At 39.3% G+C, this 20041-nt stretch carries 18 protein-coding genes and 1 pseudogene; 15 read left to right on the top strand and 4 right to left on the bottom strand.

Annotation, left to right across the window (positions count from 1 at the left end; genetic code table 11):
* Positions 1-120: 120 nt before the first annotated feature.
* Positions 121-756: a hypothetical protein gene (locus ACX27_RS01310; RefSeq protein ID WP_062287381.1), complete on the top strand. Its 636-nt coding sequence runs from the start codon at positions 121-123 to the stop codon at positions 754-756.
* A 56-nt stretch (positions 757-812) separates the two neighbouring features.
* On the opposite strand, the gene ACX27_RS01305 is transcribed toward ACX27_RS01310, so the two are convergent.
* Complete coding sequence (locus ACX27_RS01305; RefSeq protein ID WP_235526447.1) at positions 813-2297, bottom strand: TRAP transporter substrate-binding protein; 1485 nt, start codon at positions 2295-2297, stop codon at positions 813-815.
* A 135-nt stretch (positions 2298-2432) separates the two neighbouring features.
* A complete protein-coding gene (locus tag ACX27_RS01300; protein ID WP_062287375.1) occupies positions 2433-3968 on the bottom strand; it encodes a phytoene desaturase family protein in 1536 nt (511 codons plus the stop codon).
* A 21-nt stretch (positions 3969-3989) separates the two neighbouring features.
* On the opposite strand from ACX27_RS01300, the gene ACX27_RS01295 reads away from it, so the two are divergent.
* The 3 genes from ACX27_RS01295 (at position 3990) to ACX27_RS01285 (ending at position 7020) form a co-directional block, all read left to right on the top strand.
* Positions 3990-4772 carry an ABC transporter ATP-binding protein gene (locus tag ACX27_RS01295; RefSeq protein ID WP_062287372.1) on the top strand — a complete coding sequence of 261 codons (783 nt, stop codon included), beginning with the start codon at positions 3990-3992 and terminating at the stop codon, positions 4770-4772.
* Between the two features lie 16 nt (positions 4773-4788).
* Positions 4789-6225: an MlaD family protein gene (locus ACX27_RS01290; protein WP_062287369.1), complete on the top strand. Its 1437-nt coding sequence runs from the start codon at positions 4789-4791 to the stop codon at positions 6223-6225.
* Positions 6226-6618: 393 nt separating this feature from the next.
* Entirely contained in the window at positions 6619-7020 is a 402-nt protein-coding gene (locus ACX27_RS01285; RefSeq protein ID WP_062287366.1) for a hypothetical protein, read from the top strand.
* 148 nt (positions 7021-7168) lie between these two features.
* Here ACX27_RS01285 and ACX27_RS01280 read toward each other — a convergent pair whose 3' ends face one another.
* Positions 7169-8377: an acyl-CoA dehydrogenase family protein gene (locus ACX27_RS01280; RefSeq protein ID WP_062287363.1), complete on the bottom strand. Its 1209-nt coding sequence runs from the start codon at positions 8375-8377 to the stop codon at positions 7169-7171.
* 188 nt (positions 8378-8565) lie between these two features.
* Here ACX27_RS01280 and ACX27_RS32725 point away from each other — a divergent pair, with 188 nt between their 5' ends.
* The 5 genes from ACX27_RS32725 to ACX27_RS33170 all read left to right on the top strand — a co-directional run bounded on the left by ACX27_RS32725 (position 8566) and on the right by ACX27_RS33170 (position 10781).
* Positions 8566-8808 carry an AAA family ATPase gene (locus ACX27_RS32725; protein WP_200929895.1) on the top strand — a complete coding sequence of 81 codons (243 nt, stop codon included), beginning with the start codon at positions 8566-8568 and terminating at the stop codon, positions 8806-8808.
* A 22-nt stretch (positions 8809-8830) separates the two neighbouring features.
* Positions 8831-9916, top strand: coding sequence for an AAA family ATPase (locus ACX27_RS01275; protein WP_200929952.1), 1086 nt, complete (start codon positions 8831-8833; stop codon positions 9914-9916).
* Positions 9913-10308, top strand: a complete 396-nt coding sequence (locus ACX27_RS33180) for a DUF4435 domain-containing protein (protein WP_235526446.1) — start codon at positions 9913-9915, stop codon at positions 10306-10308. Before ACX27_RS01275 ends, ACX27_RS33180 begins: the two co-directional genes overlap by 4 nt.
* Complete coding sequence (locus ACX27_RS33175) at positions 10277-10555, top strand: hypothetical protein (protein WP_235526707.1); 279 nt, start codon at positions 10277-10279, stop codon at positions 10553-10555. Before ACX27_RS33180 ends, ACX27_RS33175 begins: the two co-directional genes overlap by 32 nt.
* A 61-nt stretch (positions 10556-10616) precedes the next feature.
* On the top strand, positions 10617-10781 hold the full coding sequence (locus ACX27_RS33170) for a hypothetical protein (protein WP_235526445.1): 165 nt from the start codon (positions 10617-10619) through the stop codon (positions 10779-10781).
* Positions 10782-10810: 29 nt separating this feature from the next.
* Here ACX27_RS33170 and glsA read toward each other — a convergent pair whose 3' ends face one another.
* On the bottom strand, positions 10811-11803 hold the full coding sequence (glsA, locus tag ACX27_RS01265) for a glutaminase A (RefSeq protein WP_062287360.1): 993 nt from the start codon (positions 11801-11803) through the stop codon (positions 10811-10813).
* 818 nt (positions 11804-12621) lie between these two features.
* Here glsA and ACX27_RS01260 point away from each other — a divergent pair.
* From ACX27_RS01260 to ACX27_RS01235, 6 genes and pseudogenes are all read left to right on the top strand, one after another.
* Positions 12622-13731 (top strand): septal ring lytic transglycosylase RlpA family protein, encoded by a 1110-nt coding sequence (locus ACX27_RS01260; protein WP_062287358.1) that lies wholly within the window; start codon positions 12622-12624, stop codon positions 13729-13731.
* Between the two features lie 281 nt (positions 13732-14012).
* The gene (locus tag ACX27_RS01255) at positions 14013-15617 is read left to right on the top strand and encodes a bifunctional pantoate--beta-alanine ligase/(d)CMP kinase (RefSeq protein ID WP_062287355.1); all 1605 of its coding nucleotides are present in this window, start codon (positions 14013-14015) and stop codon (positions 15615-15617) included.
* A gap of 590 nt (positions 15618-16207) precedes the next feature.
* On the top strand, positions 16208-16810 hold the full coding sequence (sodB, locus tag ACX27_RS01250; protein ID WP_062287347.1) for a superoxide dismutase [Fe]: 603 nt from the start codon (positions 16208-16210) through the stop codon (positions 16808-16810).
* A 261-nt stretch (positions 16811-17071) separates the two neighbouring features.
* Positions 17072-17278, top strand: coding sequence for a hypothetical protein (locus tag ACX27_RS01245; RefSeq protein ID WP_062298064.1), 207 nt, complete (start codon positions 17072-17074; stop codon positions 17276-17278).
* Between the two features lie 136 nt (positions 17279-17414).
* Positions 17415-18441 (top strand): annotated as a pseudogene (purM, locus tag ACX27_RS01240) (phosphoribosylformylglycinamidine cyclo-ligase).
* Positions 18442-18854: 413 nt separating this feature from the next.
* Positions 18855-19541 (top strand): PHP domain-containing protein, encoded by a 687-nt coding sequence (locus tag ACX27_RS01235; RefSeq protein WP_062287345.1) that lies wholly within the window; start codon positions 18855-18857, stop codon positions 19539-19541.
* Positions 19542-20041: the final 500 nt, after the last annotated feature.

Raw genomic sequence — 20041 nt, 5'->3', positions numbered from 1 at the left:
AGTACATGATGTACAAACATAACAACCGAAATCATGTAGAGAAAGTTACATATCACCTCTCTAGAGTACTTCATGAATATGCAAACTGCTATAATTACTACTAATACCTAACATCCATCTATGACATTACTTAATGCTCGTAATTTATCTTTAGAAGAAGTTCATCGGCTGTTTGGTTTTGAAGAACAGTACAATGTCACATTTTCTAGTTTATTAAATCTGGAACCTTTGACTGAGTTAGAACAGCAAGAACTTTTTGAAATTAGAGATGATTTTCGCCGATATCTAAATACAGGCAAAGTTTCAGAAGGACAGGTAAAGTTTTTGGCAGTTGCACCTTTACTGAGGTTGGCTGGCTTTTATCGCTATCCAATTGAAATTCTGTTAGAAGAAAATATTGCTGATATTGAAATAGAAGATGAAGACAAAATAATCAAAGGCAGATTTGATATTTTAGCGATTAGTAAAACTAAACATACAAAACCTCAAGCATATTTCTGGCTGTTATTAGTTGAATCTAAAAATAGTCAAGTTGATATATTTACTGGATTACCTCAATTACTAACTTATGCTTATAAAGGTTTAGATAATCAAAAATCAGCTTGGGGTTTAACTACTAACGGTAGGAGTTATCAATTTGTTTATATAGAACAAGGCAACCCGCCAGTTTATCAACTGCTGCCATTATTAAATTTTATGGAATCTATGCGGGCAATGGAATTGTTGCAGGTGCTGAAAGCAATTTGTCAGTTATAAAGTTAAGTTTAATTATAACTAAAAAGTTTACCATTCTGGGAAATATCAGCAACTAACTAAATTTTATTAAGATTTGACCAATCTCTGATTTTGATTTTAAAACTACTCCATTCATCATAAACTTCTTTAAATGTTGCGTTTGAAGAGTAAAGTGTTAATAGTTCATCTGTTTTCTTCTGAGCTACTTGCAGAATTTCATTGCTAAAACGAACTAATCTAATTTTTCCTATTTTTTCTAATCGGCGCAGTTCTTGGAGTTTTTCACTATTTTTAGTATCATATTCAGCTAATAGTTTTGTGTATGTTTCCAAACAAGCTGTTTGGAATATTCGTTGATATTCTTTAGGTAGTTTTTCCCAAGCATTTCTATTAACTAGAATATCAAATGTTGTACTTGGTTCCCACCAACCTGGATAGTAATAGTATTTTGCTACGTTGTGTAATCCTAGCTGAAAATCATCATAGGGGCCAACCCACTCAGCAGCATTAATGTTATCTTGCTTGAGTTCATCTGCTATTTGATCTATGGGAATTGCACCGCCTGGTAATTCTTTATCTAAAGTAACCTCAAAATATTTTTGCAGAACTTCTCCTCCTAAACCAGGAATACGCATTTTTATTCCCTTAAAATCTGTTACTGTGTTAACTTCTCTATTAAACCATCCACCCATTTGTCCACCAGTAGCCGCCGCAGGAAAAGGAATAACATTTAAGTTCAATTTGGTAGAATAAATTTGTTGTATGAAAGTTAAAACATCATCAGGATTTTTTTTGTAGAGCAGCCAAGCAGTTTGTTCTTGCGGTGTTAAGCCAAAAGGAATTGCACAACCAAAAAATAGAACTTTATATCTCTCATCGTTGTAATAAATTCCACTATAACCACATTGAATATTTCCATTACTGACATTTTTTAATATGTCTTGAGTGTCTATTTTTTGATTATCATTTTTATCTATTTCAATATTAAAGCCTCCTTGTGTCATTTCTCGAACACGATCGCAAATCATTTGCGGAGCTTTATAAAGAATAAACTTTTGAGCATTTTCCTTCAAAAAACTCACCATTTTCCAGTTTATCGGCGACAAATTTACATTCTGACCGACAAGCCAACCAGTAGTTAGTCCTACTGATGTACCAACACCTGTTGAAATAAAATTTCTACGGCTGGGAGATAAAGGAATTGGTAAAAGTATTTTTTGGCGCTGTGATTGTTTAATATCTAGTGGTTTATGCCCTGTACTAATTATTACTACCAGTCCTTTAAATTTACCAGCAGCAGCCTCTATCTCTGGAATAGAACTATGATCTGGTTGTTTGCTGGCAGTTATTTTCAGTAGGCGAGAAATTTCATTTGCTTTATCTTGACCTATCTCATCAACAATAATATTCGGCAGTTTATCTGCGTAAACTTTTAATTCTTCCCACTTATCATGAGGAATTTGACCATCTTTGAGTTGCTTGGCAGTATCACGCAGACACTGTTCAATATTACGAAAGTAATTTTCTATGTTTTGGCGTTTTTTATCTTCGGCTTGGTTCAAACGATCGCTAAATTCAAACAGCTTCGATGCAACTTCAATTAATTCCCCTAGCATTTCTAATTTAAGTATAATTACTTTTAAGTATTTTTATCTACGTATATACAGTTATAGCAGGTTTTTCAACACAGCATTTATTTAATCAACGTCTAAAATTTTTAATAACTCTGTTGTTTGCGATCGCTCCACCAAGCTATTTGCACATAAAATACCAGAAGCGGCAACGGCTGGTACACCAATTCCAGGCATGGTACTATCACCTACACGATATAAACCGGAAATGAGCGTATGTGTACTCGGAAACATCCCTTTACCCGCAGCGATCGCCGGGCCATAGGTTCCCTGATATCTTCGTAAATAATGGGCATGAGTTAACGGTGTCCCGATAAGTTCCAACACTACACGTTCTCGAATATCGGGGATAATTCGCTCTAAGGCGCGGTATAAAGTTTGGGCTTTCTCTTGTTTCTTGGCTTCATAATTCTCATTTCGTTCCCAGCCAGTAAAGGGTTCTAGGGTGTAAGCGTGAACTACATGATGTCCCTCTGGTGCGAGAGTTGCATCCCACACACTAGGAATAGAAATCATGCAAGTATTACCAGGGGTGGTAATATCTTGATGAGAGTCGTGGACTACGACATGATGTCCTGTTAAATTTTCTAGCCCCTCGCCACGAATACCCAAATGTAAATGGATGAAACTATCAACGGCGGGTGTATTCAGTGCAGTTTGACGGTAAGTTGCTGGTAAATCTTCAGGACGCAGTAGTTGATTGTAAGTATCCCAAATTGTGGCGTTGGAAATTACAATCGGCGCTGACAGAATTTCCCCATTTTTTAACCGCACACCCACAGCTTTCCCCGACTCTACCAAAATTTGCTCGACGTGACAGCCTAAGCGTAACTTACCGCCCCAACGTTCTAAACCACGCACTAAAGCCTTGACAATTGCGGCGCTACCCCCCACAGGGTACTCCACACCACGCCCACGTTCACCCAACATAAAAGCGACTTCTGGGGCAATTGTGCCATGTGCCTTTAAGCCAGAAAGTAGAAAACATTCTACATCGATGAGTCTGCGTACCCAAGGGTCTTTGACAGTGGCATCCATAACAGTACCGGCAGAAGACTGCACCAAAGGCAAGTAAGGTAACATTTTACCTAGCGATCGCACATAATTCAGTAACACAAAAATTACCTGCCAATCAGCCCGTAAAGCTAAAGTAGGTATATCTTTCATCCCCTCATACAAGCCTAACAAGCGGGTGGCAAAATTCTGAAACTCTGCTGCACCTTGGGGTGTAATTGTTTGTAACTCCTGATGCAATCTTTGAAAATTGCTGTAAATTGCAATACTCGCTTCCGGAAAATGGTAGTGTCCTAAAGGATCATAGGGTATAACTTGAAGGGACTCCCCTAGAACATCCAAAACTTGTTTTACCGGGTTTAAACTATGGGTTCCTGAGAGTCCACAATAAAAAGAGGGGCCAGAATCAAATTCAAATCCTCGTCGTTTAAAGCTATGGGCTGCACCACCGGCAATTGTATGGCTTTCACAGACAATTACCTGCTTGCCATACCGCGCAAGCAACGCCGCAGCACATAACCCACCAATACCGCTACCGATGACTATGACATCATTTTTTGAGTGCTGAGTTAAGAGTGATAAGTTCATGATTCTATTGACTAGTGACTAATGACTGAACCACTAATTGAACTGAAAGGCGTGTCTAAGTCCTTTGGTAACAATAAGGTTTTAGATAATGTGGACTTGACAATTTACCGAGGAGAGGCGCTGGGAATTATCGGCCCTTCCGGGACTGGGAAATCAACAATTTTGAGAGTGATAGCTGGACTAACTAACCCTGATGAGGGCGAAATCTATGTCCAAGGAGTCCGGCGCGAAGGGTTAATAGAAGATAGTGCTGACCCCATTGGTATTGGGATGGTATTTCAGCAAGCGGCGTTGTTTGATTCTTTGAATGTAGATGAAAATGTCGGATTTTTACTGTATCAAAATTCCAAGTTAGCGCGATCGCAAATTCAAGAACTAGTCAAAGAAAAATTAGACATGGTGGGTTTACCAGGAATAGGTCATCTCTACCCCTCAGAACTTTCTGGTGGGATGCGGAAACGAGTAAGCTTTGCCCGTGCAATTATGTCCAACCCCGAAAACCCCAAAGAAGGGCCAGAAGTTTTACTTTACGATGAACCCACAGCTGGACTAGACCCCATTGCTTCTACAGTCATTGAAGACTTGATTCGTGATTTACAAAGTATGCACGGAGTGTGCAGTACTTATGCCATTGTTACCCACCAAGATAGTACGATTCGCCGGACAGCTGATAGACTAGTGTTTCTCTACCAAGGTAGAGTGCAGTGGCAAGGTACAGTGAGTGAGATGGATAGCACCGACCACCCATTAATTAGACAATTTATGAGTGGGAGTGTGCAAGGGCCGATTCAAGTTGTTGGTTAGGTGGTTGGAGGAACAAATGCGAGAATTGATCACAAACCGTTTCACATCTAGACGAACGCTAAGAGAAGGTTCAGTCGGGTTATTACTCTTGTTGGGGCTGGTTTCCTTTGGGGCGATCGTTCTGTGGTTGAATGGAGTGAGTGCAGGACGCAGCTCGTATAAGTTCATCGTCGAATTTGCCAACGCCGGCGGAATGCAAAAAGGTGCATCTGTCCGTTATCGTGGCGTAAAGGTAGGCAAAATTTCCAACATCCGCCCCAAACCCAATGCAATTGATGTAGAAATAGAAATTGCTCCCGCCGATTTAATTATTCCCAGTGATGTCAAAATTGATGCTAACCAAAGTGGCTTGATTAGCGAAAGTATTGTCGATATTACACCTAGAACTTCACTTGTTGCTAATGTCAAAGCCAAACCTCTAGAGAAAGGCTGTGACCAAAGTTTGATTATTTGTAATGGTTCTCGCTTAAAAGGTCAAATTGGTATTAGTGTTGATGACCTGATTCGTAGTAGCACTGAGTTAGCTACTTTGTACAACGATCCAAAATTCTATCAAAGAGTTAATAGACTCTTAGAAAGTTCCGCCGCCGCCGCCACCAGTGTCGCCGCCCTCAGTCAAGATGCTAGGGGTTTAACAAAAGGCTTTCAAGGACAGCTAAATACATTTAGTGCAACAGCGAATTCTGTACAACGCGCCACAACTGAATTAACTGCATCAACTACAAAAACAGCTAATCAATTAAGCGTAACAGCTAGTCAGTTTGGTGCCACAGCTAAGGAATTTGGCTTAACAGCTAATAAAGCCAATCGATTGCTGACTAACTTGGATGATTTAGTCACTACGAATCGTTCATCTTTAGTCGGTGCTTTGAATAATATTACCGAAACTAGTAATCAATTACGCACCACTGTTGCTAGTTTATCGCCATCATTAAATCGCTTAACCCAAGGCGAAGTGATTAAAAATTTAGAAACACTTTCAGCTAATGCCGCCCAAGCTTCTGCTAATTTACGAGATGCCACAAAAACTTTAAATGATCCCAAGAATGTCTTATTACTACAACAAACATTAGATTCAGCCAGAGTCACTTTTGAAAATACTCAAAAAATTACCTCTGATTTAGATGAATTAACAGGTGATCCCAAATTTAGAGACAATCTCCGGCAATTAGTGAACGGTTTGAGTGGTTTAGTTTCTTCTACACAAGAAATGCAGCAACAAATTCAGTTTGCGACAACTTTAGATGCGATGAAAATAGCAGCAACTAAACAAACTGTGGTATTTCCTAAAGCAGTAGCATCTGAACCAACAACCATGATTAACACCCCAACTCCTGTTATCAAAACTTTAGACAAAGAACCTCAAACTCACAATTCAGAAACTCAGAAATCATCCCAAGAAAAGTTATTGCAGCAGCTACGAGAACATAGTAAACAACAAGAACCGAAATAGAAAATTAAGGTAATATATGCAGAAGGCAGAAGTAAAAATTTTTATTCTGCCTAGAATTCATACTTCTCGAATGTCCTAATACCAAATCGATATGAAGCAGCATATAATTAGCCTGCGTTCAGCTTTTACGTTGCCGATAGGCTAGGCAGGCTTTGTTTTTCTAGCCCCATACTTCCAGTCTGGAGGGTGTATTCCCAAGACCAAACTTGGTATAAATCTAGAAATTGTCAACCTCTCAACTGCCATACATCTCAAGATATAGAAAAAAGATAATTTTTTTATTTAAATCTATTCTCAAGATAGTAGATATACTCTCTGAAACATCCTAATCTAGTTCTCGAACCTATGAAACAACATACTTTTCTTTAAATTCGAGGACATTTATTATGGCTAATGAAAAATTTAAAAAAAGCAGTAGATTCATCCGAAAGAGCAGAAGTAGATACTTATGATAGAGGCATTGTACCTGCTGAAACTGCTGCCCGTAAAGAAAGAGAGGGAGATTTATATAAAACATTACCCACTGAAGAAAGAGAAGCCGCAGCCCCTACTGATGACCAAACCGACGCAGAAAGTATCCACACCACAGACGGTTACACAGTGGATAAAGAAGGTTTATTAAATAATTACGCAATTGAACCAGAAATGTATTACGAAGTTCCTGGTGATGCACGCCAAGAAGTTGCAGAAGATAGCGCACAACGTGTAGAAGAACTTCAAGAAGTTAAAGAAGATAAGGAAGGCGAGTTAACTGAAGACACTGACAGACGCGGTAGAGGTCAAGGAATAATTTAGTAATTGAAGAATACAGTCGCCAGAATAAAAAAATTCTGACTCCTAGATTCCATTTAGAATACTCTCACTTGCCAACTGTTTGATAAAACTCCACCAATAACCTCTCTTAAACTTTTTAAGAGAGGTTTTATTTCAAAGTACTTTCAACTCAGCACTCATCACTTTTATTAAGTACGGCTTTTCCTAAAGATTGACAAATCACATCATTTTGTGGTGTATGAATACGACTGCACAAAACATCACGATAATGTCTTTCTAAAGGATTCTTTTTCATTAATCCAGGATTACCGATAAGTTCTAAACCAATTTCTACTGCACGGATTGAATTGGTTGTGCTGAGATATTTTACAGCTTGTGCTTGTAATTCTACATTAGCTTCAGACTCGCCTTTGTCAACTGCTTGGGCTAAGTTGTAAATTAATTGACGGTTAGCATATAGTAGTGCTTCGATTTCACCGACAGCTATTTGAAAGCGTGACAAACTGGCGAGTGGTGTTCCCAAATTTGACGGAGTGCGATCGCCCAGGTATTCTATTAACCAGTCTCGCCCAGCAGTGGCAACTCCTAAATACAAAGCACTCAAGGTCAAGCTGTTCCAAACGGCTGTCATCGGGTCTGGTGGTGATTTAACAGAGATAGGACGAATATCTAAAGCATATTCATCGGGAATTAGGACATTCTCTAAAATTAAATCATGACTCCCAGTCGCTCTCATTCCCAAATGATCCCAAGTTTCGACAATTCGCAACCCAGGTAAGTCACGGGGAACTAAAAAATTACCAACTTGGGGTTCATCTGCGGTTGTTTTTGCCCAAACTACAAAGTAGCTGAGAATTGGACTACCTGTGGTGTATTGTTTATGTCCAGTTAACAGCCAACCTTGTGCTGTTTTTTGGGCGGTTGTGGCTGGTAAACCGCCTCTGGCTGGTGTACCTAACTCTGGTTCTACACGGGCGGCGTTAATCAGGGCGGGGTTGGCGATCGCTTCCCGACAAACTTTCTTGTATACTTCAGGATGCCAGGAACGATTACGATTTGCTTTAGCATGTTGTAAATAGTGCATGTTCAACACTAAAGCCGTAGAAGCATCACCACTGGCTATCCCCTCAATAACTTGACAAATACTAGTCAGCCCTAAATCCTGTCCACCCAAATCACGGGGAATAGTTAAACCTAACAGTCCTGCTTGATGCAGCGCCGTAAAATTTTCAAAAGGAAATGAACTATCTTTATCATGCACTGCGGCACGAGTCGCAAAATCTTGCGATAGGGTTTTAACTTGATCAAAAAGTGACAAAGAAGTTTCTAAGCCTTGATTTACAAAAGTTTCTAGTAATAGTTGCTGCACTTGTGACATATATATGTTATTAAATTTGTGTTTGTACAGAAGTCATAATAGTTTCTGCAACACAAAGTAATCTTTAGCTGCTTTAGCTTAGAAGTGTGCCAGCTAAAAAATCCATTTTTGTGTCTTCTGTACATTCTAGAAGAATATAAAGGATACAATCAAAGTCATAAAGCCAATGGCTATAGGACTCAGTTACTATGCGAATTAAGCAAATTTCCGTCAATGGCTTATTTGGAATTTTTGACCATGTAATTCCATTGAATATGGATGAAAGGATCACTATCATTCATGGCCCCAACGGTTTTGGTAAAACAGCAATATTGAGAATTTTAAATTGCTTTTTTAACTCTCGATACTCAGAATTGATAACCATTCCATTTAAAAATTGTGTAGTTGAATTTGATAATGGTAATGTTATTGAAATAATAAAAAAATTTTGATGATGAAGAACAGAAAAATAAGATTAATTATATATATACAAATAATTCAAAAAAACTTTCTTTTTCTCCAAAGCAAATAAATATTGAGTCTGTTGGCATAAGCTTTTCACTTCAAAATTTAGATAAAATAATACTAGGATTAGAACAAGTTGCTCCTCAAAAATGGCTGTATGAACCCACAGGAGAAACTTTTTCCTTAGAGGAAGTTGTAGAGCGTTTTGATAATTTATTACCCTCAAACTTAAGACTAAGAGAAATACCTAAATGGCTAGAAGAATTGAGGGAGAAAATTCATATTCGTCTTATAGAATCACAACGGTTGCTTAATTTTGTGTCTAAACGTTCTTCTAAACAGTCTGCTGAAAAACCTTCAATGATATCAACCGTATCTGCCTATTCTGATGAACTTGCTCAATTAATGCAACAAAAATTTAAGGAATACGGTACAATATCTCAATCTCTTGACAGAACTTTTCCAATCAGAGTAGTGAAGCAACAGCCATCCGCAGATGTAACAGATGAACAACTGCGCCATCAACTAAACGAACTTGAAGCGACTCGTTCTCGTCTTATAGCTGTTGGTCTTTTAGATAAAGAGGAAGATTCAGAAGTTCAAATCCAGCCTCAAGATATAGATGAAAGTACTAAAAATGCTTTGTCTGTATATGTTGAAGATATGGAGAAAAAGCTGAGTGTCTTTGCAGAAATCGCCAGCAAAATAGATTTATTAAAGAAAATCATTAATAATAAGTTTGCTTACTCTTATAAAGAGATAAATTTTAGTAAAGAGAAAGGTTTTGTCTTTACAACACTTTTTAATTCATCATTGTCTAACTCCAAAACCCTTTCACCAACCGATTTATCATCAGGTGAGCAACATGAGTTAGTTCTTTTATACGAACTTCTATTTAAGGTTCAACCTAAATCTTTAGTATTAATTGATGAGCCAGAACTATCACTTCATGTAGGTTGGCAAGTTCAATTTTTAAAAGACTTGCAAGAAATTACCCAACTTGCAGACTTGGATATATTAATGGCGACACATTCACCAGATATTATTCAAGACCGATGGGATTTGACGGTTGAACTGAAAGGATTAGAAAAGTGAGAGAGTTTCTTTCAGTTGACAGATTTGCTAACAAAGTTAGATTGCTCAGAGATACGTTTAAAGGTACTTTTTTATTAGTAGAAGGCAGTTCTGATAAAACTTTTTATGAACGATTTATTGATAAGTTAGCTTGTCAAGTAGTTATTATTTCAGGAAAACCATCTAGTAAACAGTGTGTTATTAATACTTTAGAAATTTTAGATAAATCCAATTTCCAGGGAGTTTTAGCAATTGTCGATGCAGATTTTGATCGGCTTAAAAGCTTATTTTTGAGTAGTCCTAATTTGCTTTACACCGACACCCATGACTTAGAAATAATGCTGATTCAATCACCAGCATTAGACAAGGTACTGGCTGAGTTTGGTTCTGACGAAAAAAATTGCCCAGTTTAAGCGAGATGTCAGATTAACATTGCTGAAAATTGGCATTTCAGTAGGTTATTTGCTGTTAATATCTCAGTCTGAAAAATTAAACCTGACTTTTGAGGGCATTACATTTAGCAAGTTCATTGATGAGCAAACGCTACAAATTAATGAACTGCGAATGATTCAAGAGGTTAAGAATAAATCTCAAGCCTACTCGTTAAAAGACGAAGAGTTGCAACGACTGATAAATATTCAGAAAAAAAAACAACCATGATCCTTGGCAAGTCTGCTGCGGTCATGATTTAGTAGAAATTCTGTCCCTTGGTTTACGTAAGGTGCTTGGTACTAACAAAGCTGCTGATGTTGAACCAAACGCTCTTGAGCGTAGTTTACGACTGGCTTACGAAGAAGTCTATTTTTGCAAGACGCAACTCTACTTAAATATTCGCACCTGGGAAAGTCAGAATCAGCCATTCAAGGTTTTGCGAAATGACACATAGCAGTTCTAAATAACTGGCAAACAATCCACTCATTCCCCACTCTCTATTTTTGAGCTTCCACCCCCACAAGCAAACATGTGTAGACATAACTGCTGGGAAAGTTCTTTACACACTTCGACTCCCCGCACGCTGTTACCTCGTGCATCTAAGGGTGGCGAAAATACTCCTATTCCCATTTGATTGGGTACGACTGCGAGAATTCCACCACATACGCCACTTTTAGCGGGAATACCGACTGTATACGCCCATTCGCCTGCAAAGTTGTACATACCACAGGTGTACATCACGCTGAGAATATCCTTTATATATTGATGGTCTACAGCTCGTTTACCTGTGATGGGGTTAACTCCTTTGTTCGCCAATGTCGCCGCCATCACTGCTAAGTCGTGACAATTCACTATCACGGCGCATTGCTGAAAATAAAGGTCTAATGCTTGTTCGATATTTTGGTCAATCATGCCAAAGTTCAGCATCAGGTGAGCCATTGCACGGTTGCGGTGTCCGGTGCTGCGTTCGGAAGTAAATACTGATATATCTACAAATACGTCATGACCGGTGTAGCGGTGGAACATATCAAGGACGCGGTTGAGGCGTTCGGTTGCACCAGTTCCTTTGATTAAGCTGGTGGTGGCGATCGCACCAGCATTTACCATTGGGTTATATGGTCGCTTTGATTGCTCATCCAAAATAATTGAGTTGAATGCGTCTCCTGTCGGTTCTACGCCAACTCTGGTCAACACATAATCTCGCCCATGATCTTCTAGTGCTAGTCCGTAAGCAAAAACTTTCGATATGGACTGAATCGTAAATAGTTGTTGATAATCTCCAACTTCATACACTTGGCCATCTACAGTCACAATACAAATGCTAAATAAATCTGGGTTTACTTTGGCTAATTCTGGAATGTAGTTTGCGACTGCACCTTCTTGCAAAGACTTGTACTTAGAATGCAAGTCTTGGAGAACGGACAACAATGATGATGGATTTATTTCTAAATCTCCTGAATTTGCTTGTTTTGCCATGAAGCTAATAATTTATATCAGAAAATCATAAATGATCAATTAGTCTATTTTTTATGTAATTTTTGCTACATTGTCAAACTCATGAATATACGTCCACTTGCGTTTTTTAATTTTCTCATTCTTATTTTTCTTTTAATTGTAAAAAATATTAGTGGCAAAAGTACCTAATTTCTTTGCCCCTGATTGCTAAAAATACTGGTTTTATATATTACTTTTATTTTTCTAAAAAACAGTATATTTCCATGTAATTCTTTACTACATAAGTTTTTTTTAAAACATTTATATTTTTGTGCTGTCTAAGGATATTTTTTGAGCAGGATTCTTTATTTAACTAGTTTATAGTTAATTCTAAAGATTATATAAATATAGTCTAATTCAGTATTGACACTAGTTTTTTGACTTCAATATATTTAAAACTTATAACTAATATTTCAAAAACCTATATGTTCTACAACATACAAATTTCTTGAGGAAACTCACAGAGAAATCGAACAAATTTCGCCAAAATCGAATCTGAGAAGAGTGTAAAGTTTTAATAAGAAAAATGTTAGTAATCGAAAAAAAACGCTACACACCCAAAATCCGCATTTGAACAAGGTTTCACTGTTTTGATGAGCATTTAAATTTGAGAAATTGAGGTTGGATTACGCTAAAACCCTGATCCCCAAGTCCAAAAGTTCGTGTTAGTCTGTTGCAGTTATGAAAAACAAAGTGAAAGCGGAACGAGTTCGATTTTAAGGAAAACTTTTGCTGTTTATGGCAATAAATTCCGTTAATCAAAAAAACTACTGTTCTACAGTCGCTTGAAAATTGGACGCATGAACCAAAGACATTTGTGGACTATTGTCGCCTTGTTTGTGACTCTTACCGGGATACCCTCAATGGGTCGCACTCAAACTACAACTCAAACCACCAAGGAAATTCAACCAATTTCCCAAAAATCATCTGATGGTGATGTGGTGAAGGTAGGTGAGTACCAATCCCCTACAGAGCAACAAAACTCGGATGCTGTGATTACAAGCATTCATTCTCACAGCATTGGAGGTCGTCAAGCGGCAACCCTGTACGTTCGGAACATACCAGTACTCACTTTTGTGGGTTCCAAGCCAGTTGCGAGTAGTGAAACGAAACAAGGTGTTGTAGGAGAAGGACGGGGCGTGCAGTCGTACGCCCTTATTGCTGGAAACTCAACTAAAGTGGCAAGTACTGGCAATGTAGTAAGTTCCGGGAACCAAGTCGGCGCACTAGAAAATGACCCAGTTCAAAGAGCTAGTGCGATCGCAGCCAAAATCAACCAACTGATTCAAGACAACGTTGATGCCAAAGAAATTACAGTCAGTTGGAAAGATAGCAAAACTGGCAATCCCGCCCAAGATAAAAGCTCTACTGTACAGCAACAGTCTAGCGATCGCTATACAATCAAAATCAAAGACCAAGAATTGGTGGAAATCAACGAAAATACCCGCCTAGCAGACACCACCAAAAATCTTGCACAAGACGCATTACAAGCAACCAACCGCCTACGCAGACTCATTGGTAACGCCGATCCCATCGATAAAATCGCTAATTTACCATCGCGTTCACCATTGTCAATCCCACCGCTGCCACAACAAATTGCTGTTGGTAACATCAGACTTACCTTCAGAGGTATGGCTTCCTTTTATGGCTATGATGGCTCAGGCAGCATGACAGCCAGTGGACAGAGATTTAATCCCGAAGCTATGACTGCTGCACACCGCACCTTACCCTTTGGCACAAAAGTTCGTGTCACCAATACCCGTAATGGTCGTTCTGTCATAGTACGTATTAACGACCGTGGCCCATACATCCGGGGTCGAGTCATCGACTTATCTACTGCTGCCGCCCGCACTATCGGCATGATTGGTAGTGGTGTAGCACCAGTTCATATCGAAGTACTGGGACGATAAGTCTGAGGTAATTTGCTGGATGCCAGGATAGTTTCACGCAATTTTGGATTTCTCAGTTCCCAATCCAAAATCTCGATTTAAAATCCAAAATTTATTGGCTGTTCGGCGTAGTGTTTTCCCTCAACGCGCTTGGCGCAAATTAATGACAAAGGCTCAATTTTAAAATCTCATCCTGCATCCTGCAAATTTACCTATTTTTTATATTCCCCTAGTTCTCGCATCTTTTCCCCAATTTCAGATATAAACTAACGGGGGAGGGTTAGAAGAACTAGGGGAATTTTGTGCGCCTGTTGACAACAGTCGCAGCTTTACGCTGCTATTTAAATAAACTTCGCTCAGACAGCCAACTAACAGTTTCAGAGGAGCTGGTTGCAGATGAAATGAGCAGTTGGGATCGGACAGCAGTCGGTTTGGTGCCGACAATGGGCGGCTTACATCAAGGCCATTTAAACTTAATTAAACGCGCCAGACAAGAAAACTCAACGGTGATTGTCAGTATTTTTGTCAATCCTTTGCAATTTGGCCCCAATGAAGATTATGCACGCTATCCGCGCACATTAGAGCAAGACCAAAAATTATGTGAAAATGCGGGAGTTGATGCGATTTTTGCACCTACTCCGGAAGTGATGGGAGTAGGAGCGAAAAATATACAAGATTCTTTAATTACCCAAGTCATTCCTCCATCTGCTATGATACTAGGTTTGTGTGGCCGTTCACGGCTAGGTCACTTTCAGGGTGTAGCAACGATTGTGACAAAGCTTTTGAACTTGGTACAGCCTGACCGCGCCTACTTTGGCCAAAAAGATGGTCAGCAACTAGCAATTATTAAACGACTAGTGGCTGATTTAAATTTGCCTGTAGAAATTGTTGCTTGTCCGACAGTCCGAGAAGCTTCTGGTTTAGCTTTTAGTTCGCGCAATCAATATTTGAGTGCGGCTGAAAAAGAGCAAGCGGCGGTTTTATATCGAGGCTTAAAAAAAGCTGAAGCTGCATTTAAATCTGGTGTGCGTCATAGCAGCCAACTAATAGCAGTGGTACAACAAGAAGTGGCTAGGGTTAGTACTGTTTTATTGGAATATATTGAATTGGTTGAACCGACTACGTTAATGTCATTAGAAACAATTGAGGAGGAAGGAATGCTGGCGATCGCAGCTCGTCTTGGTTCTACACGTTTGATTGATAATATCATCTTGCGCGATCGCCAACCCATCATCGCTATTGATGGGCCAGCCGGAGCCGGGAAATCTACTGTAGCACGCCAAGTCGCTGCGGAGCTAGGGCTAGTATATCTAGATACGGGTGCAATGTATCGGGCGATTACTTGGCTAGTGATTCAAAAAGGAATTGCCCTGGATGATGAATGTGCGATCGCGGAATTAGCTCATACTTGTAAAATTGAACTCACTCCCAGTCAAGATTTAAAATCTCCGGTACGAGTTTGGATTGATGATGTTGATGTAACACAGGAAATTCGTACTGTTGAGGTCACATCTAAAGTATCTGCGATCGCAGCCCAAACTGCTGTACGTCAGGCCTTAGTTAACCAACAGCAAAACTGGGGTAAAAAAGGTGGTTTAGTCGCCGAAGGGCGAGACATTGGTAGCCATGTCTTCCCCGATGCCGAAGTGAAAATCTTTTTAACCGCCTCAGTTAGTGAACGCGCTCGTCGTCGTCAGCAAGACTTTAAAAAACAAGGTCAACCCGAAGTGAGTTTAGAACAACTAGAACGCGACATAGCAGAACGCGACTGGAAAGATAGCACTCGTAAAGTTTCCCCCTTACAAAAAGCTGCGGACGCAGTCGAACTTCAAACCGATGGGATGAACATCTCTGAAGTCGCAGCCCAAATCATTAACTACTACCATCAAAAGTTATCTCAATGGTAATCACAGAGATGAGTATTTAGTTTTCCCTAGTAGCCGAGTGGTGAGTAACTCATGGCCTACCCACCACTTGCATATCTGATTTTAATTAACTATATATAGTTTGAGTTTAGCTTTGTAGATTATATTTTAAGAACTTTAAAAATTAATTCATCCCACTTAAGGCTGAGTTGCAAAATTTCTCATAACTACACCTTAAGGTAGAAGTATCTCAGGTTAAGAATTAACTAAATATATGTGTGGGCAAATTGCTTCCACAATATTATAAACTCTGGCTGTAAAAACCAAAGTTAATTGCCAAAGCATTACCTCTTTTCATTCCCCCCTAGTTCTGGGGGGAATATGTTTCTATATTTAAAATACCTCGGCGTTTAAATATTAGTTGTTTTTATTCAAAGCCCTGATGGCATCAGCATTTGACTTATAATCAAAGTCTTTTGTTTTCAACATCACTTTGGTAGTAGAATGACGTTGTTAAGTTTTATGATTCTTGAATTCAAGGACATCAAAACTCATAAACGCAAAACCTGTAATTTTCTAAGCTTCCAGTAATAGCTTTAGGCCGGGAAACTGTAAAGAGAGGATTTCATAAAATGGCATTTACACAGCCCCCCTTACCCTTTGACTTTAATGCTTTAGAGCCTTATGGTATGAAAGCTGAAACTTTCGAATATCACTATGGCAAGCATCATAAAGCTTATGTCGATAACCTCAACAAGCTCACCGAAGGTACCGAACTAGCTGATAAATCTTTAGAAGAAGTCATCAAAATTTCCTTTCAAGATTCCTCTAAAGCAGGTATCTTCAACAACGCGGCGCAAGTTTGGAACCACACCTTCTTTTGGAACAGCTTAAAACCAGCAGGTGGCGGCGCACCCACTGGTGAAGTAGCAGCCAGAATTGAAAAAGACTTTGGTAGCTTCGACAAATTCAAAGAAGAGTTCTCCAATGCTGCTGCTACTCAATTTGGTAGTGGTTGGGCTTGGTTAATTGATGATGGTGGTACTCTCAAGGTAATTAAAACACCTAACGCCGAGAATCCCTTAGCCCACGGCAAAAAAGCATTGCTCACCCTTGATGTTTGGGAACATGCTTATTACATCGACTTCCGCAATGCGCGTCCTGCATTCATTAAGAATTTCTTAGACCAATTGGTTAACTGGGACTTCGTTGCGGAAAATTTGGCTAAAGCATAATATCTATCTGGCAGAAGGTGATTGTACACTTCTGCTAGATGTCTAAAGTACAGACATTCAATTGATCTCAAAACTATCACTAACAGTCACGACTTATATTCGTGGCTGTTTTTGCTTCAGTTAAATATTCTGCCAACACGGTAGAAGCGATCGCTCCTCTGAACTATCTTGAAAGATAGAGAGTCGGAATTTGAAAGCCACGCAGGTAATCAACTTCTTAATTCTTTTTGCCAAAAAAAACATAAAAAAAAGCAAAATATTATGGATAGCACACAACTAGCACAATATCTCGAAGCTACAGATAGCATCACCAAACCTTGGATGCTGGTACAACTACGCCTGAAAAAATTACAAGAACGCCGAGACACAATTTCTGAAGATACATACGCTAATGAGTTAGCAGACATTCACCAAGATTTAATGAATTTGGGTGAATGGTGGCGCGGTATAGAAGATGAGGTCTTCTAATGCGGTAATATCAATAGTCCATAGTCTATTGACTATTAACCGGAAACAGATGGAGCCTGAAGAATGTAGCCCTTTTGGGAAGCATAAAATTTTATACTTCAGACTTTACACTTCATACTTCAGTTGACTAACTCTTATGGATTATCGGGATGCAGGGGTTGATGTTGAGGCTGGTAGAGCCTTTGTTGATCAAATTCGCAATTTAGTTCACAGCACTTTTCGGCCAGAAGTACTTGGTGGACTAGGTGGTTTTGGCGGTTGCTTTCAACTCCCCACAGGTTACAAGGAACCCGTGCTAGTTTCAGGAACTGATGGTGTTGGAACAAAGTTGAAAATTGCCCAAACTCTCAACCGTCATGACACCGTGGGAATTGATTTAGTTGCTATGTGCGTCAATGACGTACTGACATCTGGCGCAGAACCCCTGTTTTTTTTTAGATTATGTGGCAACAGGTAAATTAGATAAAGAACAGTTGACACAGGTAGTAGCAGGTATAGCTGCTGGCTGTAAATTGGCTGGTTGTGCTTTATTAGGCGGAGAAACGGCAGAAATGCCCGGTTTTTACCAAGTCGGAGAATATGACTTGGCTGGGTTTTGTGTGGGAATTGTCGAAAAAAGTCAGATGTTGGATGGTTCCCAAGTGCAAGTGGGGGATGTAGCGATCGCACTTGCTAGTGCTGGTGTACATAGTAATGGTATCAGCTTAGTCCGCAAAATTATTAGTGATGGCGGTTTTGCTTGGAGTGACACCCCAGAATTATTAGGTGGCGAAACCATCGGTGAAACTTTTCTCAAACCCACTCGCATTTATGTCAAACAAGTCCTCGCCGCCCGTCAAGCTGGCTTAGAAATTCATGGAATGGCGCATATTACAGGCGGCGGTTTACCAGAAAACTTACCCAGGTGTTTAAGTAAAAATCAAGCCATTAAAATTAACCCCAATAGTTGGCAAATTCCCGCCTCATTTCAATGGTTAGCTGAAGTCGGTGCAGTCAGCAACGAAGCTATGTTTAATACTTTCAATATGGGGATTGGATTTGTACTATTAGTCCCACCTTTGCAAGTAGAACAAACAATTAGCTTTTTTGCATCACAAAATATTTCCGCCTTCGCAATTGGCGAAGTAATTTCTGGCACAGGGACGCTGGAGGGATTGGTTTAGTAGGGAGAGGGAGTTGAGGGGGTAGACAAGGTTGAGCAGAGTGCTGATTTAAATTGACAAGGTAGAGGGGGTAGACAAGGTAGAAAGATTACTCCCTTATCCCCCTTGTCCCCCTTATCTCCCTTGTCTCCCCTGCCCCTCTTCCCTACCTTGGTATTCATTTGAAAAACCAGTGTCAGTATTTACTTGAATTTTTGAGAAAAATTTTTAACTGACACTTATTAAAGCAATCGAAAATACTCATGCTCATTATCATTTAGATTTGCTAACGTAGTCTTAACATATTGCAAAATTAAGCTGAGTAAGCTAATTGAATACTTGCTAGTACCGATTATCTGGGCTGGTGATTTCTTATCTATAGGTGTGGCGTTTGAGTGTGTGAATAACTGCGTATATTTGTGCAGAGGATATTTATGGTGATGAATTGTACGCGGACATCGACTTCTTGCGAACTTTTAAAACAAGTATTCCAGAGGATTGATGCCCAAAGTTGTCCGAGATTCTTTAATTTTCACATGCACACTGTCTATTCTGACGGGAAGTTAGAGCCGAGTGCATTAATGGAACAAGCGATCGCAATTGGCTTAAAAGGATTAGCGATTACTGATCATCATAATATTGGTGGTTATTTAGCCGCAAAAACTTGGTTAGAAGACTGGAAGTGGAACAATCCTGATAGTAATATTCCTGATTTGTGGAGTGGTACAGAAATTAATGCCAACCTCTTAGATAATGAGGTTCACATTTTGGCTTACGCCTTTGAACCAAATCACTCTAGTATCAAACCTTACTTGCAAAGACATGCTGTCACGGGTAGAGAATATGAAGCAATTAACGTGATTGCGGCGATTCATGAAGCTGGTGGATTAGCGGTTTTAGCACACCCCGCACGTTATCGGCGATCGCATTTTGATTTAATTGCGGCGGCGGCTGAACAAGGAATTGATGGTGTAGAAACTTTCTACGCTTATAATAACCCCAACCCTTGGAAACCAAGTCAAAAAGAATCAGAACAAGTGCAACAGTTAGCTAGTGAATATGGCTTGTTTAATACCTGTGGTACTGATACTCATGGTTTAAATTTACTCCAGCGATTGTAAATGTATATTTAATTGCTTTAACTACTCCTGGTTGAATCAGCCAGGGGACTATACCATTTTGGGTTTTGGATTGTGGAAGTCCAGATTAGTCAGCTTTTCAGGCTTTTATCTGTTGTAATCATTTTTCAAAACGGTGTTCTTCCATAACCAAGTTTTATCAAGCTAATATCTACATCTGCGGTTAATTTTATTCCAAAAAATCTATCAAATTCACTCAAAATAATTCACAGCTTTAAATCCTCGCCTTTTGAATCAAAGGTGGGGATTTTGTTATGGAAATACTGTAGCAAGACATACATTATTGCAACAGCTTTACAATATATAGTTCAAAAAAACATATACCTCTAGCTGTATATAACATCTACCTTAAGATACAATTAATTTCACTGAAACCAGAAAAATTCTTTGCCTGACTACAGTGAATTGACACAACTAGCCAGCCTTAAATATTGAGTAAATATCGGAAAATCACAGATTTTTCTCAGCAAATCACCACTGCA

Source organism: Nostoc piscinale CENA21 (genome assembly GCF_001298445.1).
Classification (GTDB): Bacteria; Cyanobacteriota; Cyanobacteriia; order Cyanobacteriales; family Nostocaceae; genus Nostoc_B; species Nostoc_B piscinale_A.
This window is presented reverse-complemented; position numbering and strand designations above follow the sequence as displayed.

Bases quoted from the DNA above. Each gene is read 5' to 3' on its own strand.
- ACX27_RS01310 (WP_062287381.1), top strand. From the start codon at position 121: ATGACATTACTTAATGCTCGTAATTTATCTTTAGAAGAAGTTCATCGG.
- ACX27_RS01300 (WP_062287375.1), bottom strand. From the start codon at position 3,968: ATGAACTTATCACTCTTAACTCAGCACTCAAAAAATGATGTCATAGTC.
- ACX27_RS01295 (WP_062287372.1), top strand. From the start codon at position 3,990: ATGACTGAACCACTAATTGAACTGAAAGGCGTGTCTAAGTCCTTTGGT.
- ACX27_RS01290 (WP_062287369.1), top strand. From the start codon at position 4,789: ATGCGAGAATTGATCACAAACCGTTTCACATCTAGACGAACGCTAAGA.
- ACX27_RS01285 (WP_062287366.1), top strand. From the start codon at position 6,619: ATGAAAAATTTAAAAAAAGCAGTAGATTCATCCGAAAGAGCAGAAGTA.
- ACX27_RS01280 (WP_062287363.1), bottom strand. From the start codon at position 8,377: ATGTCACAAGTGCAGCAACTATTACTAGAAACTTTTGTAAATCAAGGC.
- ACX27_RS32725 (WP_200929895.1), top strand. From the start codon at position 8,566: ATGCGAATTAAGCAAATTTCCGTCAATGGCTTATTTGGAATTTTTGAC.
- glsA (WP_062287360.1), bottom strand. From the start codon at position 11,803: ATGGCAAAACAAGCAAATTCAGGAGATTTAGAAATAAATCCATCATCA.
- ACX27_RS01260 (WP_062287358.1), top strand. From the start codon at position 12,622: ATGAACCAAAGACATTTGTGGACTATTGTCGCCTTGTTTGTGACTCTT.
- sodB (WP_062287347.1), top strand. From the start codon at position 16,208: ATGGCATTTACACAGCCCCCCTTACCCTTTGACTTTAATGCTTTAGAG.
- ACX27_RS01245 (WP_062298064.1), top strand. From the start codon at position 17,072: ATGGATAGCACACAACTAGCACAATATCTCGAAGCTACAGATAGCATC.
- ACX27_RS01235 (WP_062287345.1), top strand. From the start codon at position 18,855: ATGGTGATGAATTGTACGCGGACATCGACTTCTTGCGAACTTTTAAAA.